The organism is Stenotrophomonas sp. IS26 (assembly GCF_054188265.1).
Map to the genome: position 1 here is coordinate 236,597 of NZ_JBSZJV010000004.1, position 16,750 is coordinate 253,346.

The 16,750-nt window shown below is 66.5% G+C and carries 11 protein-coding genes; 3 read left to right on the forward strand and 8 right to left on the reverse strand.

The window, feature by feature from the left end; all coding sequences use genetic code 11:
* Window positions 1–60: 60 nt before the first annotated feature.
* Window positions 61–2,145, forward strand: a complete 2,085-nt coding sequence (locus ACW6W5_RS06345) for an acyltransferase family protein (RefSeq protein ID WP_152152624.1) — start codon at window positions 61–63, stop codon at window positions 2,143–2,145.
* 16 nt (window positions 2,146–2,161) lie between these two features.
* On the opposite strand, the gene ACW6W5_RS06350 is transcribed toward ACW6W5_RS06345, so the two are convergent.
* The 5 genes from ACW6W5_RS06350 to ACW6W5_RS06370 form a co-directional block, all read right to left on the reverse strand.
* The gene (locus tag ACW6W5_RS06350) at window positions 2,162–3,523 is read right to left on the reverse strand and encodes an amidohydrolase family protein (RefSeq protein ID WP_226956632.1); all 1,362 of its coding nucleotides are present in this window, start codon (window positions 3,521–3,523) and stop codon (window positions 2,162–2,164) included.
* Between the two features lie 88 nt (window positions 3,524–3,611).
* Entirely contained in the window at window positions 3,612–4,802 is a 1,191-nt protein-coding gene (locus ACW6W5_RS06355; protein ID WP_152152619.1) for an MFS transporter, read from the reverse strand.
* A gap of 66 nt (window positions 4,803–4,868) precedes the next feature.
* Window positions 4,869–7,553 (reverse strand): methionine synthase, encoded by a 2,685-nt coding sequence (gene metH, locus ACW6W5_RS06360; RefSeq protein ID WP_121037908.1) that lies wholly within the window; start codon window positions 7,551–7,553, stop codon window positions 4,869–4,871.
* A 63-nt stretch (window positions 7,554–7,616) separates the two neighbouring features.
* On the reverse strand, window positions 7,617–8,723 hold the full coding sequence (locus tag ACW6W5_RS06365; protein ID WP_121037905.1) for a homocysteine S-methyltransferase family protein: 1,107 nt from the start codon (window positions 8,721–8,723) through the stop codon (window positions 7,617–7,619).
* Between the two features lie 9 nt (window positions 8,724–8,732).
* Window positions 8,733–9,662, reverse strand: a complete 930-nt coding sequence (locus ACW6W5_RS06370) for an ArsR/SmtB family transcription factor (RefSeq protein ID WP_121037902.1) — start codon at window positions 9,660–9,662, stop codon at window positions 8,733–8,735.
* Window positions 9,663–9,774: 112 nt separating this feature from the next.
* Between ACW6W5_RS06370 and ACW6W5_RS06375 the strand changes: the two genes are divergently transcribed.
* Together ACW6W5_RS06375 and ACW6W5_RS06380 are read left to right on the forward strand one after the other, a co-directional pair.
* Window positions 9,775–10,959 (forward strand): acyl-CoA dehydrogenase family protein, encoded by a 1,185-nt coding sequence (locus ACW6W5_RS06375; protein WP_428999441.1) that lies wholly within the window; start codon window positions 9,775–9,777, stop codon window positions 10,957–10,959.
* A 164-nt stretch (window positions 10,960–11,123) separates the two neighbouring features.
* Window positions 11,124–11,417 (forward strand): hypothetical protein, encoded by a 294-nt coding sequence (locus ACW6W5_RS06380; RefSeq protein WP_121037897.1) that lies wholly within the window; start codon window positions 11,124–11,126, stop codon window positions 11,415–11,417.
* A gap of 252 nt (window positions 11,418–11,669) precedes the next feature.
* Here the strand turns inward: ACW6W5_RS06380 and ACW6W5_RS06385 are convergent, their stop codons facing one another.
* The 3 genes from ACW6W5_RS06385 to ACW6W5_RS06395 form a co-directional block, all read right to left on the reverse strand.
* Window positions 11,670–14,843, reverse strand: coding sequence for a multidrug efflux RND transporter permease subunit (locus ACW6W5_RS06385; RefSeq protein ID WP_121037894.1), 3,174 nt, complete (start codon window positions 14,841–14,843; stop codon window positions 11,670–11,672).
* 15 nt (window positions 14,844–14,858) lie between these two features.
* Window positions 14,859–16,136 (reverse strand): efflux RND transporter periplasmic adaptor subunit, encoded by a 1,278-nt coding sequence (locus ACW6W5_RS06390; protein ID WP_152152617.1) that lies wholly within the window; start codon window positions 16,134–16,136, stop codon window positions 14,859–14,861.
* Window positions 16,136–16,750 (reverse strand): TetR/AcrR family transcriptional regulator (locus tag ACW6W5_RS06395; RefSeq protein WP_458233633.1); only part of this gene is annotated, 615 nt, incomplete at its 5' end. The genes ACW6W5_RS06390 and ACW6W5_RS06395, both read right to left, overlap by 1 nt.

Consider the following 16,750-nt stretch of genomic DNA (forward strand, 5'->3'; position numbering starts at 1 on the left):
CAACCATTGTTGAACGCACTGGGCGCCGTGAGGCGCCCAGTGCATGTCAGGAGCAGGGCCATGCAGGAACGCAGTCCCGGGTATTTCCCGCATATCGATGGCCTGCGTGCGATCGCGGTCCTGGCGGTCATCCTCTATCACCTCAAGGCGAGCTGGTTGCCGGGCGGCTTCACTGGTGTGGACGTGTTCTTCGTCATCTCCGGTTTCGTGGTCAGCGCCTCGGTGGATCGCCTGCCGGCGGTCGGCGGCTGGGCCGGGCTGGCACGCTTCTATGCGCGCCGCATGCGTCGCATCGCTCCGGCACTGGTGGTCTGCCTGCTGGTAACGGCGATGCTCAGCGCGTTGCTGATTCCCGAATCCTGGCTCAGCGAGACCAGCGACAAGACCGGCCGGATGGCGTTCGTCGGGCTGAGCAACTGGGTGCTCGCCAGCACCGGCAACGATTACTTCTCGCCGCGCACCGAGTTCAATCCGTACACCCATACCTGGTCGCTGGGTGTGGAAGAGCAGTTCTATCTGCTGTTCCCGCTGTTGTTCCTGGCGTGGGCCAAAGGCCCGCGTGGGCGCTGGCTGTCGCTGGGCCTGTTCGGCGTGGCAACCGTGGCATCGCTGGGCTATGCGGTGTTCCGCGCGCGACAGGGCGGCCATGAGATCGATGCGTTCTACCTCACGACCACGCGCTTCTGGCAGCTGGGCGCTGGCGTGCTGCTGTTCCAGCTGCTGTCCCTGAGCGGGCGGTTCACGCCGCCGCCGGTGCCGCCGCGCGGTATCAGCTGGCGCTCGCCGCTGCTGGTGCTGAGCCTTGCGGCGCTGGGCTATGGTTTGTGGGCCGCACGGCCGGGGCATTCGCCATGGATCGATGGGCTGTGGCCGGTAGTGGGCACGCTGGGGTTGCTGGGCCTGCTGCAGCGCTCACCCGGGGGCTGGGTCGGGCGGGCGCTGGCGACCACACCGATGGTGACGATCGGTCGGCTGTCCTACTCGCTGTACCTGTGGCACTGGCCGGTCTTCGTGCTGTTCCGCTGGACGGTGGGCCTGGAGACGGTGGCCACCGGCGGCGCCGCGCTGCTGTGCGTGGCACTGTTGTCCTGGCTGTCGTGGCGCTGGGTGGAACAGCCCCTGCGGCATGGTGCGCGCTGGGGCGTCAGCAACGCGCGCTGGGTCGTGGTCGGGCTGGGCGTACTGGTGCTTGGCGCCGGCCTGCAGGCGGCGCTGGTCAAGACCCAGCAGTACACCTCGCTCAGCGTGGTCAGCCGTGCCCCGCTGGACTGGTATCCGTATGCCAAGGGGTTGAAGAAGGAGATCCCCGACTGCCGCGTGCGGGTCAGCAACGTGCCGGTGCTGGGCGGGCAAGCGCGTCTGTATGCGCGTGGTGAGTGCCCGGGACGCACCGCATCCACCCGCCAACTGTTCGTGGCCGGCGATTCGCATGCGCTGGCCTACCACGAAATGCTGCAGCGCCTGGCTGTGCTGGATGGAGCGCCGATCCGACTGTATGGCAGCGGAGGTTGCGCGCTGGTCGGGCTGCGCGCCTGGCAGGGGCCCAATCCGGCGTGCGAGGCCTATGCGCGCAATGTGCTGGACGATATCCAGGTGCGTGCGCAGCCGGGCGATGTGGTGCTGTTGGCAGGGCTGCGGCTGCCGCGCCTGTCCGAACAGTACGCACTGTTCGATGTCGCGCAGGTTCGCGCTGCCCATCTCAGCGAGGCGGCCAATGCAGGCCGTACCGCCGAAATCGCGCACTGGATCGAGCAGCTCACGCCGCTGGCCGATCGCGGTGTTCACATCGTGCTGGAGGCGCCCAAACCCGTTTTGCCAGCGCCCCCGTACCGGTGCTCGGATGTGTTCAACCGGCACAATCCGATCTGCGCCAACGGCATGACCGTGCCGCGCACCGAGATCGAGCAGTTGCGTGCGCCGGTATTGGCCGGCCTGCAGCAGGTGGCTGCAGGTCTGCCCGGCGCGTCGATCTGGGATCCGATGCCGTTGCTGTGCCCCGGCGAGCAATGCCTGCCGACACGTGAGGGCAAGCCGCTGTTCTTCGATGGTGATCATCTCAGCGGCTATGGCAATCGTCTGCTGCTGCCTGATTTCCAGGCGCAGCTGAAGCGGTGGGAGACGACGGCGCCCGCCGTCGCCCCCTGAATCACACACCCCGCGATCAGTCGCGGGTAGCCGTGTCTGCAGCGGCCTCGATCGGGCCGGCGACCTGCTGGCCGGCCTGCCAGACCGCGCCAATGCGCTGCGTGTTGGCGATATCCACCAGCGGATCGGCATCGAGCACCAGCAGATCGGCGCGCTTGCCGGCGGCAATGCGGCCGCGGTCGGTCAGCCCCAGCAATGCCGCCGCCTGCGTGGTGGCGACCTGCAAGGCTTCGGAGGGCGTCAGCCCGGCTTCCACCAACAGCTGCAGTTCGCGATGTTCGGCCACGCCGATCACCCGTTGCGGCATCGCGCCGGCATCGGTGCCGAAGCCGAGCTTCACTCCCGCCGCATGCAGGCGGCGCACGTTGTCCAGATTGGTCGCGACCGCCTTGCGCGCGGCGGGTATGCCGTCGCTGGCCAGCTGGCTGCGCTGCCAGTCCGGCTGCGACCAGCGCGCCAGCACATCGGCGTGCAGTGCCTGGCGCAGGAAGGGCTGCTGCAATGCCAGCGGATGCTCGGCATACCAGTAATTGGCCTCGTCGATGGCGATGGTGGGGATGTACCAGGTGCCCTGGTCGCGCATCTTCCGCGCCAGCATCGGGTCCACCGCGCGGTCGCGGATACCGTGGGCGAGGATGTCGACCTTGGCATCGACCAGGTCGCGGGCCTGCTCCAGATCGTGGATGTGCGCGGCAACCTTGAGCCCGCGCGCATGCGCTTCGGCGATGGCCGCGCCGTACACCTCCGGGGTCATCATCGGCCGCTTGCCGCCGAGGTCGTCCACCCACAGCTTGATCAGGTCCACGCCATCGGCATGCTGGGTGGCCACGGCCGCGCGTGCTTCTTCGGCGTTGCGCGGGCGTGCCACCGGATCATGGCGCAGGCCCATGGTGTCGGCCGGGGGCGCGCCCTCCGGGGCGCCGATGCCGCCGCCGGCACCGTACAGCTGCGCACCCAGGCCGGGATCAATGTTGATCGCCTTGCGGAGGGTGAAGAAGTCCGCGCCGTTCATGCCCAGCGCCGTCACCGTGGTGATGCCGTAGCGCTGGAACTGGCGCAGATCGCGCACCACGTTGTCATGGGTGTAGAAGCGGTCGCCGTGTTCCAGCCCCTGCGTATTGCCAACGTGGGCATGGTCGCTGACCAGGCCGGGCAACAGAGTTTTGCCTGTGTAATCGACGCGGCGCGCACCGGTGGCGGCCGCCGGCAGCGGCGTGCCGACATGCACGATCCGCGCGCCGTCGATCAGCACTGGCGTGATGCCGAGGTCGCGGGTGCCATCGAAGACACGGGCGTTTTCGAACAGGATCGGCTCGGCTGCGGCAGGCAGGGCGGTGGTGGCGGCAAGCAGCAGCGCCCACAGGCGGGTCGGTCGCATCGGCGGCTCCAGTCAGGGGGAGCCTTGAGCCTACCCCATCCGGGGATCGGGTTGCCGGCCAGTGGCCGGCACTACCGGCAGCGGACAATCAGTGCGTGCGCGCCCGCAGCAGCGGCAGGCTGATCGCGAAGAAGCACAACAGTGCGCCAGCCAATGCAAAGCCACTGCCCGCGAGGAACGCGGTACGGCCCTGATCGATCGGCCACAACTGGCCCGCGATCAGTGCGCCGAGCACGCCGCCCACTCCGGAGGAGAAGCCGTACAACAAACCCTGGCCATGGCCGTTCAGGCGCCCGGGGAAGTAGGTGGCCAGCATCTGCATCGCGGCGGCGAAGAAGGCGGCAAAACCGAGCGCATGCGCAGTCTGGGCGAGGAGCATCACCGGCAGGTTCTCCGGGAACAGCGCGGTCACCGCCCAGCGCACCGTGGAACTGAGCAGGGCGATCAGCAGCATCCAGCTGGCGTCATAGCGGCGGAAGAAGCGGCCGATGGTGAAGAACACACCCACTTCGAACACCACCCCGACCGTCCACAGCACGCCCAGCGTGGAGGTCGCGTAGCCGTGGTGATCCATGTAGACCGAAAAGAAGGTGTAATAGGGGCCGAACGACAGCTGCTCCATGAACGCGGCCAGGAAGAACGCCAGCACCTGCGGCTTGCGCACGATCGCCCAGAATCCACTGGCATCACCGTCGCTGCGCTGCAGGTTGCGTGCGTAGTGGTTGGCAAAGCCCGAGGCGGTCAGCAGGCCGAACAGCGGCAGCATCAACCACGGCAGCAGATGTGCGTTGCCGGCGCCGCCGTCGCCTTCGATGATCCAGCCGAACAGCATCACCACGGCGATGAAGCCCAGCGAGCCCCACACCCGGATCAGCCCATAGCGATGGCTGTCGCTGCCCAGGTGGGTCAACGTGATCGATTCGAACTGTGGCATCACCGCGTTGTAGAAGAAACAGAACGCGATCATCGCCGGGTACAGCCACGGCTGCGGCAACGGCAGCAGGAACGCGCAGAAGGTCAGCAGGGTGATCACGCAGCCCAGTCGCAGCCAGAAGATCGGGCGCGGCGAGGCGGCGGCGAGGGAGGTCCAGGTGGTGGGCGCCACGATGCGGGTGGCATACCAGATGCCCATCATCACGCTGATCGCGGTGACGCTCATGCCGCGCGAGGTCAGGAACAACGACCAGTACGGTGTGAACGCGCCCAGAGCGGCGTAGTAGAACAGGTAGAACGAGGACAGGCGGACGGCCGGTACGGCGTCGCGGGGGAGGGCGGTCATGCGGGATCTCGGTGACGACCGGTGCATTATGGACGCGCGCACCCGGGCACGGGGTGGGCGACCGCCTTATTCCGGATCGTAATCCAGATTGGACGCCAGCCAGCGCTCGGCCTGTACACGGTCCACGCCCTTGCGCTTGGCGTAATCGACCACCTGCTCGCGGGTGACACGGCCGACCACGAAATACTGGCTCTGCGGGTGGCTGAAGTAGTAGCCCGACACCGCCGCGGTGGGCAGCATCGCAAAGCTCTCGGTCAGCTGCATGTCCGCGTTGCGCTCGGCATCCAGCAAGCGGAACAGCGTGGCTTTCTCGCTGTGCTCGGGGCAGGCCGGGTAGCCGGGCGCAGGGCGGATGCCGGCGTACTTCTCGGCGATCAGCGATTCGTTGTCCAGCTGCTCATCGGGCTGGTAGCCCCAGTAATCCATGCGCACGTGCTGGTGCAGGCGCTCGGCCAGGGCCTCGGCCAGGCGGTCGGCCAGTGCCTTGAGCAGGATCGCGTTGTAGTCGTCGTGGTCGGCCTCGAAGCGGGCCACGTGCGGGTCGATGCCGATGCCGGCGGTCACCGCGAACGCGCCGATCCAGTCCTGCTTGCCGCTGTCGGCCGGGGCGATGAAATCGGCCAGGCAGAAATCCGGGCGCTCGACCGGCTTGTCCACCTGCTGGCGCAGGAAGTGCAGCACGGCCGGGCCATTGTCGGTACGCAGGTGCACATCATCGCCAACGCTGTTGGCCGGCCACAGGCCGAATACGGCCTTGGCGGTCAGCCACTTCTCCTCGACGATGCGGGTGAGCATCGCGCGGGCGTCCTTGTACAGATCGGTGGCCTGCGGGCCGACGATCTCATCGGTGAGGATCGCCGGGAACTTGCCGGCCAGTTCCCAGGCCTGGAAGAACGGCGTCCAGTCGATCACCTCGACCAGGTCGGCCAGCGGGTAATCGTCGAGCACATGCAGGCCCGGCTTGCGCGGTGCCGGCGGTGTGTAGGTGGCCCAGTCGCCCACGAACCGCTGGGCGCGTGCCTTGGCGAGGGTGACCAACCGCTTGGCGTCGCCACGATTGCGGTGGCGCTGGCGGATGTCGGCGTAGTCGGCCTCGTTGGCAGCCACGAAGGCATCGCGCAGCTCTCGCGAGATCAGCGATTGCGCCACGCCGACCGCGCGCGAGGCGTCCTTCACCCACACCGTGGGTGCCTTGTAGTGCGGATCGATCTTCAGCGCGGTGTGCGCGCGCGAGGTGGTCGCACCGCCGATCATCAGCGGCATCGTGAAGCCCTGGCGCTCCATCTCGCGCGCGACGTGGCTCATCTCTTCCAGCGAGGGCGTGATCAGGCCGGACAGGCCGATGATGTCGGCGTTCTCGGCGCGCGCGGCATCCAGGATCTTCTGTGCCGGCACCATCACGCCCAGATCGATCACGTCGAAGTTGTTGCAGGCCAGGACCACGCCGACGATGTTCTTGCCGATGTCGTGCACGTCACCCTTGACCGTGGCCATGATGATCTTGCCGTTGCTCTTGGCAGTGTCGCCGCTGCGGGCCTTTTCCGCCTCGATGTACGGCAGCAGGTAGGCCACCGCCTTCTTCATCACGCGTGCGGACTTGACCACCTGCGGCAGGAACATCTTGCCGGCGCCAAACAGGTCGCCCACGATGTTCATGCCGTCCATCAGCGGTCCTTCGATCACATCCAGCGGACGGGTCGAGCGCGCACGGGCTTCTTCGGTGTCCTGCTCGACCCACGCATCCATGCCGTGCACCAGCGCATGCGCGAGGCGATCATTGACCGGCTTTTCGCGCCAGGCGAGGTCTTCGCCGCGCACTTCGCCCTTCTTGCCCTTGTAGCGCTCGGCAATTTCCAGCAGGCGCTCGGTGCCGTCACTGCGGCGGTTGAGGATCACATCCTCCACGCGCTCGCGCAGCTCGGCGTCCAGATCATCGTAGATCGGCATCGCGCCCGCGTTGACGATGCCCATGTCCATGCCCGCGCCGATGGCATGGAACAGGAACACCGAGTGGATCGCCTGGCGCACGGTTTCATTGCCGCGGAACGAGAACGACACGTTGGAGACGCCGCCGGAGACATGGCAGTGCGGCAGGGTGCGTTTGATGATGCGGGTGGCTTCGATGAAGTCGACCGCGTAGTTGTCGTGCTCTTCGATGCCGGTGGCGACGGCGAAGATGTTCGGGTCGAAGATGATGTCTTGGGGCGGGAAGCCGACCTGCTCGGTCAGGACCCGGTAGGCGCGGGTGCAGATCTCGACCTTGCGCGCGCAGGTATCGGCCTGGCCGTCCTCATCGAAGGCCATCACCACGGCGGCCGCACCGTAGCGCAGCACCTTGCGTGCCTGTTCGATGAACTGCGCTTCGCCTTCCTTGAGCGAGATCGAGTTGACCACGCTCTTGCCCTGCAGGCACTTCAGACCCGCTTCGATCACGCTCCACTTGGAGGAGTCGACCATCACCGGAATCCGGGCGATGTCCGGCTCGGACATGATCAGGTTGAGGTAGCGCGTCATCGCCTTTTCGGAATCGATCAGGCCCTCGTCCATGTTGACGTCGAGGATCTGCGCGCCGTTGGCGACCTGCTGGCGCGCCACTTCCACCGCCTCTTCATAGCGTTCTTCCTTCACCAGCTTGCGGAACTGCGCGCTGCCGGTGACGTTGGTGCGCTCCCCGATGTTGACGAACAGCAGGTCCGGGGTGATGACCAGCGGCTCGAGACCGGACAGGCGGGTGTGGCGGGAAGACGTCATGGGCAGGCTGGCACGGGCTGGCGGAGGAGGGTCAACGACAACGGGAGCGTGGGGCGGATGCGGTCATGCCGCGTCTTCCAGCGGTGGTGCGGGCAGGCGGCGCGGCGGCAGATCGGCCACCGCTTCGGCAATCGCGCGGATGTGCGCCGGGGTGGTGCCGCAGCAGCCGCCCACCAGGTTGAGCAGACCGGCGCTGGCGAACTCGCGCAGCGTGGTGGCCATTTCTTCCGGGGTTTCGTCGTACTCGCCGAAGGCATTGGGCAGGCCGGCATTGGGATGCGCGCTGACCAGACACTCGGCCACAGTGGACAATGTCTCCACGTGGGGCCGCATGTCGCTGGCGCCGAGCGCGCAGTTCAGCCCGATCGACAGCGGCCGGCCATGCGCGACCGAGGCGTAGAACGCCTCGGCCGTCTGCCCGGAGAGGGTGCGGCCGGAGGCATCGGTGATCGTGCCGGAGATCATCACCGGCAGTCGACCACCGCGCGCATCGAACACTTCTTCGATGGCGAACAGCGCGGCCTTGGCGTTGAGCGTATCGAAGATGGTTTCCACCATCAGGGTGTCGGCGCCACCGTCGATCAGGCCATCGATGGCTTCGCGGTAGGTCTCGCGCAGCGCATCGAAGCTGGTATTGCGGAAGCCGGGATCGTTCACGTCCGGGCTGATCGACGCGGTGCGGCTGGTCGGGCCGAGCACGCCGATCACGAAGCGCGGTTTGCCCGGCGTGGTCGCCGCGACTGCATCGCAGCAGGCACGCGCCACTGCAGCACCGGCTTTGTTGAGCTCGTAGACCAGGTGTTCAAGGTGGTAGTCGGCCTGGCTGACCGAGGTCGCATTGAACGTATTGGTCTCGACCAGATCGGCGCCGGCCTCCAGGTACGCGGTATGGATGCCGCCGATCACCTCCGGGCGGGTCAGCAACAGCAGGTCGTTGTTGCCCTTGAGGTCATGTCCCTCCGGCGTGTCACCGGTCGCGGCATGATCGCAGCCGGGCTCGTGCTGGTGGTCGTAACCGCCGGCGAAGCGCGCGCCGCGGTAATCGTCCTCTTCCAGCCCATGGCGCTGGATCATCGTGCCCATGGCGCCATCGATGATCAGGATGCGCTGGGCCAGCGCCGTTTCCAGCGCATGCACGCGGTCGGGGTGGAGCCAGGGCAGGGATGGCATGGGCAGACCTCAGGGCTTGCTGGCAATCAGCGAAATGACTTCGAAATGCGGCGGGCGCTTCTCGCGGGTCACGGTTTCCAGGCTGGAAACGACCAGGCCGGCCTTCTCCACGAACTTGCGCAGTTCCTTGTCGCTGAAGCCGAGGTTGACGTGGCCATAGGCATCCACGGCCGCACGGTGTTCGTGGCGGGCCAGGCTGCACAGCAGCAGGCGCCCGCCTGGGCGCAGCACGCGCGCACCCTCGGCGACGGCCTGGGCCGGCTTGGCCGCATAGGTCAGTGCGTGCATCAGCACGACCAGGTCGAAACTCTGGTCGGGGAAGGGCAGGGCATGCATATCGCCTTCGCGCACTTCCACATTGGCCAGCCGGCGCAGGCGCTCGCTGGCAGCGGCGACCACGCGCGCGCTGGTGTCGATACAGATGTAGCGCTTGGCGTGCGGCGCCACAAGCTCGGCCAGCACGCCGTCACCGGAGGCGATATCGAGCACGTCACCGGTTTCCAGCAACGGCAGGGCGGTGCGCGCCAGCGCTTCCCAGGTGCGACCCGGGGAATAATGGCGCTCCATGTCGCCAGCGACGCTGTCGGCCCAGTTCTGGTCCGCCGCTCGGCTGGCCATGACGGCAGCCACGCGTTCAGCGTCCTGGCGCAGCAGCGGGTCGTCGCTGCCGGTGCTCAGGGCATGCCACAATGCGCGCTGCGCCGGATCCAGCGCGGCGTCATCGAAGCGGTAATACGCCGAGACGCCAGAGCGACGGTCGCGTACCAGGCCGGCTTCCTTGAGCCGGGCCAGGTGGGTGGACACCCGCGGCTGCGCCAGCGTGGTGATGGCCGACAGCTCGGCCACAGTGAGTTCTTCCTGCTCCAGCAGCGCCAGCAGGCGCACCCGGGTGGCGTCGGCAAACACTTTCAGCCGGACGGACCAGTCCTCGAGATCCATAAATATCTACCTATCGCGATATAGAGATATTTTCGTCCTTTGGCGGCGGTGCGGTCAAGTCAGGCGTGCTTTCCCCGGCCCCCGGTACAATCGCCCGACCGGGCCGCGCGCACTGCGGCCCTTATCACTCTGTACCCGGGAGGGTGTTGTGGATTTCAGTTTTACCGAAGAGCAGTTGATGCTGCAGGACGTTGCGCGCCGAATCGCGCAGGAAAAAATCGCGCCCAGCGCCGAACACCACGACCGCACCGGCGAGTTCCCGCTGGAGAACATTCGCCTGCTGGGCGAGAACGGGCTGATGGGCATTGAAGTGCCCGAAGCCTACGGCGGTGCGGGCATGGACCCGATCGCCTACGTCCTGGCGATGGTGGAGGTCGCCGCCGGGGACGCTGCGCATTCGACGATCATGTCGGTCAACAACTCGCTGTTCTGCAACGGCATCCTGACCCACGGCAGCGAAGCGCAGAAGCAGAAGTACGTGCGCGCCATCGCCGAGGGCGAGGCCATCGGTGCGTTCGCGCTGACCGAGCCGCAGTCCGGTTCGGATGCGACAGCCATGCGCTGCCGCGCGGTCAAGCAGGCCGACGGCACCTACGTGATCAACGGCAAGAAGAGCTGGATCACCTCCGGCCCGGTGGCCAAGTACATCGTGCTGTTTGCGATGACCGATCCGGAACAGGGCGCGCGTGGCATCACCGCCTTCATGATCGACACCGACAAGGCCGGCTTCCACCGGGGCAAGACCGAGCCGAAGCTGGGCATCCGCGCCTCGGCCACCTGCGAAATCGAGTTCCAGGACTACGTGGCCAGCGCCGACGACGTGCTGGGCAAGGAAGGCGAGGGCTTCAAGATCGCCATGGGCGTGCTTGACGCCGGCCGTATCGGCATCGCCTCGCAGGCGATCGGTATCGCCCGTGCGGCGTACGAAGCGACGATCGAATACGTGAAGGACCGCAAGGCCTTCGGCGCGGCGATCGGCACTTTCCAGATGACCCAAGCGAAGATCGCCGACATGAAGTGCAAGCTGGATGCAGCCCTGCTGCTGACGCTGCGCGCGGCGTGGGTGAAGGGGCAGGGCAAGCGCTTCAGCAACGAAGCGGCGATCGCCAAGCTGACCGCCTCCGAAGCGGCGATGTGGATTACCCACCAGGCCGTGCAGATCCACGGTGGCATGGGCTATTCCAAGGAAATGCCGCTGGAGCGCTACTTCCGTGATGCCAAGATCACCGAGATCTACGAGGGCACCTCGGAAATCCAGCGGTTGGTGATCGCGCGCAACGAGACCGGGCTGCGCTGATCGATAGGACAGCGGCGCCCGTTGGGCGCCGCTGGTCGGTCCGGGGCCTCTGAAGTGGCCTTGAGAGGTTGCGGACGCTCCAGCGTCGGATCAAGGTAGGTGCCGACCGCTGGTCGGCACGCGGGGTAGTGCAGAATGTGCGGCCCCGTTCTGCAGGTCACCCCATGGTTATTTATCGAGGCGCAGGGTTCCTGACCCTGCTCACCCCCATTGCCGCCCTGTTGCTGCTGATGTGGCTGTGGCCGGATCCTGCGGTTGCCAAAGGCAATACCTCGCTGGCGCAGCTGCTGGTCGGATTCGGCATCGGCGCAGCGATCAATGTCGTGCTCGGCATCGTGCTCAACCGCGGCCCGCGCGCGGTGGGCGAGCATGCCCGCCATCACTTCTTCTACATGCCAATGCAGTGGCCGTCGTTGGTGATCGTGTTGGTATGCGCGGCAGTAGCGTTGCTGCGCTGAGACCATTTGGTAGTGCCGGCCGTCGGCCGGCAACCCGGCGATCCTTGCCTGGCAGGTGCCCGGAGCAGCCGGCCAGCGGCCGTCATTACCTGGTCCTCCGATGCGTGCCTTCGCTCAGCCACACATGGTGTGGCTCTACCCGTCATGCGGCGCACACAAAAAAGCCCCGGCTCGCGCCGGGGCTTCTTCATTCCAGCGTGACCACCCACGGTGGTCACCTGGCGGTGGGGCAACCGTGGCTGCCCCTGTGCATCAACGATCCGGACGGTGGGCCGTATTGGCTTCGCCCTGGCGTTCCAGGAACTCCTTGGACGGTTCGTCCAGCTTGTCACCCAGCATGCGGCGGACCACCACGAAGAACACCGGGATCATCAGCAGACCCAGGAAGGTGGCGAACACCATGCCGCCGATCACGCCGGTACCGATGGCGTGACGCGCGTTGGCACCGGCACCGGTGGAGATGGCCATCGGCACCACGCCCATGATGAAGGCGAACGAGGTCATCAGGATCGGGCGGAAACGCAGGCGGGAGGCTTCGATGGTCGCCTCGCGCAGGTTCTTGCCTGCAGCCCGCTGCTCCACCGCGAACTCCACGATCAGGATCGCGTTCTTCGCCGCCAGGCCGATCACCGTGATCAGGCCGATCTTGAAGTACAGATCGTTCGGCAGGCCACGTGCCAGCGAGAAGGCCAGGGCGCCGAGGACACCCAGTGGCACCACCAGCAGCACCGCCACCGGGATCGACCAGCTTTCATACAGCGCGGCCAGGCAGAGGAACACCACCACGATGGACAGCACCAGCAGCAGGGTCGCGGCGTTGCCGGCCAGGATTTCCTGGTAGGACATGCCCGACCAGTCGTAGCCGAAGCCGGCTGGCAGGTCGTCGTTGACGATCCGCTCCATCGCCTGCATCGCCTCGCCCGAGCTGCGCCCGGCCGCCTGCGAACCGACGATGTTGACCGCCGAGTAGCCGTTGTAGCGGCTCAGCGACGGCGGTGCGGACACCCACTCGGACTTCACCACGGTGCTCAGCGGGATCATCGCCTGCGTGCCGTCGGGATTGGTCTGCAGCGTGCTGGGCGTGTAGAAGCTGTTCAACGACTCCGCACCGGTGCGATACGGGCCATCGGCCTGCAGGGTCACGCGCTTGATGCGGCCTTCGTAGAAGAAGTCGTTGACGTACACCGGGGCCAGCATCAGCTGGATGGTGCTGTACACGTCCGACACCGACAGGCCCATGGTCTGCGCCTGCACGCGGTCCACGTGCAACTGCAGCTGCGGGGCGTTTTCCAGGCCGTTCGGGCGCACGCCGGTCAGCAGGTCGCTTTCCTGGGCCGCCTTGCCGAGAAGGATGTTGCGGGCCTGCGTCAGCTGCTCATAGCCCACGCCGCCACGGTCCTGCAGCCACATGTCGAAGCCGCCGAACTGGCCCAGGCCCTGCACGGTCGGCAGGTTGACCACGAAGATCTGCGCTTCCTTGATCCCGTAGAACGCGCCGTTCATGTTGTTGATGAACTCGGGCACCGTGATGTCACGGTCCGCCCAGGGCTTGAGGCGGATGAAGCCCATGCCCACGTTTTCACCGGAGCCGACGAAGCTGAAACCGGCCACCTGCAGCATGCCTTCGAAGCCATCCTGCTTTTCCAGGATGCCGCGCATCTGGGCAAAGGCGTGGTTGGTCTGCGACTTGGTCGAGCCCGGCGGCAGCTGCACGATCGCCAGCGCGTAGCCCTGGTCTTCTTCGGGCAGGAAGCTGCCCGGCATGCGCGTGAACAGGAAACCGCACAGCACGGTCAGCACCACGAACAGGATCATCCAGCGCGGGGCATGCTTCACCGCCGAGGTGATGTGGCCCACGTAGGTGTTGCTGACCTTGTCGTAGTACTTGTTGAAGGTGCGGTAGACGATGTTCGGCTTGTCGTTGTGCGTGGGCTTGAGGAACGTCGCGCACAGCGCCGGGGTGAAGCCCAGGGCCAGGAAGGCCGAGAAGGCCATCGCGATGGCGATGGTCAGCGCGAACTGCTTGTAGATCTCGCCGGCGGCGCCGCCCTGCAGGGCCGACGGAATGAACACCGCGGCCAGCACCACGGTGATGGCCACCACCGCACCGGTGATCTGGGTCATGGCCTTCTGGGTGGCGGCCTTGGGCGGCAGCTTCTCCTCGGTCATGATGCGTTCGACGTTCTCGATGACCACGATGGCGTCATCGACCACGATGCCGATCGCCAGCACCATCGCAAACAGCGTCAGCTGGTTGATGGTGAAGCCGATGATGCTCATGCCCAGGAACGTGCCCAGCAGTGCGACCGGGATGACCAGGGTCGGGATCAGCGTGGCGCGGAAGTTCTGCAGGAAGATCAGCATCACCAGGAACACCAGCACGACCGCTTCGATCAGGGTCTTGACCACTTCCTCGATCGAGATCTTCACGAAGGTGGTGCTGTCGTACGGCGAGAACCAGCTGACACCAGCCGGGAAGCTCGGCTTGAGCTCATCCATCTTCGAGGTGACCGCATTGGCCACGTTCAGCGCGTTGGCGCCCGGCAGCAGCTGGATCGCGAAGGCACCGGTCGGCTTGCCGTTGTACTGGGTGTCAAAACCGTAGTTGTTCGCACCGAAGGCGATCCGGGCGACGTCCTTGAGCAGCACGCGCGAGCCGTCGGCATTGGCGCGCAGGATGATGTTCTCGAACTCTTCCGGCGAGCTGAAGCGGCCTTCGGCCGACACGGTCGCGGTGAAGTAGTGCCCCTCGGGCGAGGGATCCGAGCCCAGCGAACCGGCCGCGAACTGCACGTTCTGGTCCTTGATCGCGGCCAGTACCTGGGTGGCCGACAGGCCGTAACCCTGCATCTTTTCCGGGTTGAGCCAGATATTCATGGCGTACTCGGAACCGAACTGCTGGGTGCTGCCCACGCCGGGGATACGCGAGATCTGGTCGAGCACGCGCGAACCGACGATGTCGTTGAGGGCGTCGCGGTCGATCGAGGCGCTGTCGGACTGCAGGGCCACCACCATCAGGAAGCCGGCGTTGGCCTTGGCCACCACCACGCCCTGCTGGGTCACTTCGGTCGGCAGGCGAGGGGTTGCCAGCGAGACCTTGTTCTGCACCTGGACCTGGGCGATATCGGCATCGGTGCCGGTTTCGAAGGTCAGGGTGATGGTGACGCGGCCGTTGGAGGCCGAAGAGGAGCTGAAGTACAGCAGGTGATCGATACCGGTCAGCTGCTGCTCGATCACCTGGGTGACCGACTTTTCGGCGGTGTCGGCGCTGGCGCCGGGGTAGGTGGCGCTCACCGTCACCTGGGGAGGCGCGATGCTCGGGTAGGACTCCACGCCCAGACCCAGGATCGAGATCACGCCCGCAAGCGAGATCAGGATCGCGACCACCCAGGCGAATACCGGGTGTTCAATGAAAAATTTAGGCATGACGGAGGATTCCCGTTATTGCTTGTTCGGTTCGGCAGCCGGAGCGGCGTCGGACGTTGCGGCGGCGGCATCAGCCGGGGCGGCCGCGGCATCGGGCTTGGCGGCAGCCGCCGGAGCAGCACCTGCCGGAGCAGCACCCGCCGGCGCCTGGCCATTGCCGTTGCCGGCAGCCGGGTTCCACGGGGCAGCCTTGGCCGGTTCGCCTTCCTTGACCTTCTGCACGCCGGCGACGATGACCTGATCGCCCGCATCCAGACCGCCGCTGACCAGCCAGTTGCTGCCCTGCTGGCCTTCGCTCTTCACATTCTTGCGGGCAACCTTGCCGTCCTTGCCCACCACCAGCACGTAGCCGCCGGTGGTGTCGCGCTGCAGCGCCTGCAGGGGCACCAGGTAGGCGTTGTTGCGCTCACCCAGCGTCGCCTGGAAGCTGACGAAGGCGCCCGGCAGCAGGATCTGCTGCGGGTTCGGCAGTACCGCGCGCAGCGAGACCGCGCCGGTGGCCGGGTCGACCGTGGTCGAGGAGAAGTCCAGCGTGCCCGGCTGGTCATAGACCGTGCCGTCGGCCAGCTTCACCTGCACCGTGGATTTGCCGTCCCCGCTCAGCGCCAGTGCGCCCTTGGCCTGGGCCGCGCGCATCTGGGTCAACTCATCCACGCTCATCGAGAAGTTCACGTACAGCGGGTCGAGCTGGTCCACGGTGGTCAGCAGGGTCACATCGCCCTGGCCAACCAGCGCACCTTCAGTGACCTGCTGCTTGCCAGCGCGGCCGCTGATCGGCGAGCGCACTTCGGCATAGCCCAGGTTGATCCGCGCGCTGGCCAGCGAGGCCTGGGCCTGCTGCACGGCGGCAGCGGCAGTGCGCTCGGTGGCTTCGGCTGCATCCAGGTCGGACTTGGAGACGTAGGCCTGCGGCGCCAGCGAGCGGGCGCGGTTGGCAGCGGCTTTGGCATTGGCGGCGGTGGCCTGGGCCGAGGCCAGTTCGGCCTGCGCAGCATTGAGCGAGGCACGCAGGGGAGCAGGATCGATCAGGAACAGCACCTGGCCTTCCTTCACATCCGAGCCTTCCTGATAGACGCGCTTGAGCAGCACGCCCGGCACGCGGGCCCGGACGTCGGCACTGCGGAACGGCGAAAGGCGGCCGACCAGTTCACGCTGCAACGGCAGGGTCTGCGGCTTGGCCTCGATCACGCCCACCTCCGGCGGCGGCGGGGCCTGCTGCTCTTCCTTCTTGCAGGCGGTCAACGCAAGGGCGACTGCGCACGTCAGGGCAAGGGTGCGGAGTGGGGCGATCATCAGGAGAAGCTCCGGTGTTGGTTTGAATACGAAGCCGTGGCGGCTTCGGGCGCGGCGAACGCGCGCAGGAAGCTGTCAACGGAGAATTCTGCCCAGCGGCGGCGCACGGCGGCGTCAGCGCGATGGGGGATATGGAAGCGCTGTTTTTCGACATCCAAGCCGGCGATCATGCTCAATAGCAGTTCAGCCATGAAGTGCGGGTCGTCATGCCTCAATTGGCCGCGGGCAGAGCGTGTTGCCAGCCATTCAGATACGTGAAGCGCCAGGGCCCCGGCGCCGTCCTGATAGAGAGTACGGGCTTCCTGGGGGAACTGGCTGGATTCTGTCGCGATCAGCCTTCGGGCCTGGACCACATGCGGCTGGTTGAAATGGTCCAGGTAGTCGTTGGCGAACTGCAGCAGGCTGCCACGCAGGTCATCACCGTCGAGTGAGCGCAGCCCGGCGGTCGCGCGGCAGACATGCCGCTGCATCACCCGGCGCAACAGTTCCTGCTTGCTGCCGTAGCGGCTGTAGAGCGTCTGCTTGGAGCAGCCCGCGTGCTGGGCCACGGCGTCCATGCTCAATTGCATGCCCTGGCTGGCCAGCAGTTCGCGCACAGCATCGAACACGCGATG

Coding starts and splice junctions, on each gene's coding strand:
- ACW6W5_RS06345 (WP_152152624.1), top strand. CDS start 61: ATGCAGGAACGCAGTCCCGGGTATTTCCCGCATATCGATGGCCTGCGT.
- ACW6W5_RS06350 (WP_226956632.1), bottom strand. CDS start 3,523: ATGCGACCGACCCGCCTGTGGGCGCTGCTGCTTGCCGCCACCACCGCC.
- ACW6W5_RS06355 (WP_152152619.1), bottom strand. CDS start 4,802: ATGACCGCCCTCCCCCGCGACGCCGTACCGGCCGTCCGCCTGTCCTCG.
- metH (WP_121037908.1), bottom strand. CDS start 7,553: ATGACGTCTTCCCGCCACACCCGCCTGTCCGGTCTCGAGCCGCTGGTC.
- ACW6W5_RS06365 (WP_121037905.1), bottom strand. CDS start 8,723: ATGCCATCCCTGCCCTGGCTCCACCCCGACCGCGTGCATGCGCTGGAA.
- ACW6W5_RS06370 (WP_121037902.1), bottom strand. CDS start 9,662: ATGGATCTCGAGGACTGGTCCGTCCGGCTGAAAGTGTTTGCCGACGCC.
- ACW6W5_RS06380 (WP_121037897.1), top strand. CDS start 11,124: ATGGTTATTTATCGAGGCGCAGGGTTCCTGACCCTGCTCACCCCCATT.
- ACW6W5_RS06385 (WP_121037894.1), bottom strand. CDS start 14,843: ATGCCTAAATTTTTCATTGAACACCCGGTATTCGCCTGGGTGGTCGCG.
- ACW6W5_RS06390 (WP_152152617.1), bottom strand. CDS start 16,136: ATGATCGCCCCACTCCGCACCCTTGCCCTGACGTGCGCAGTCGCCCTT.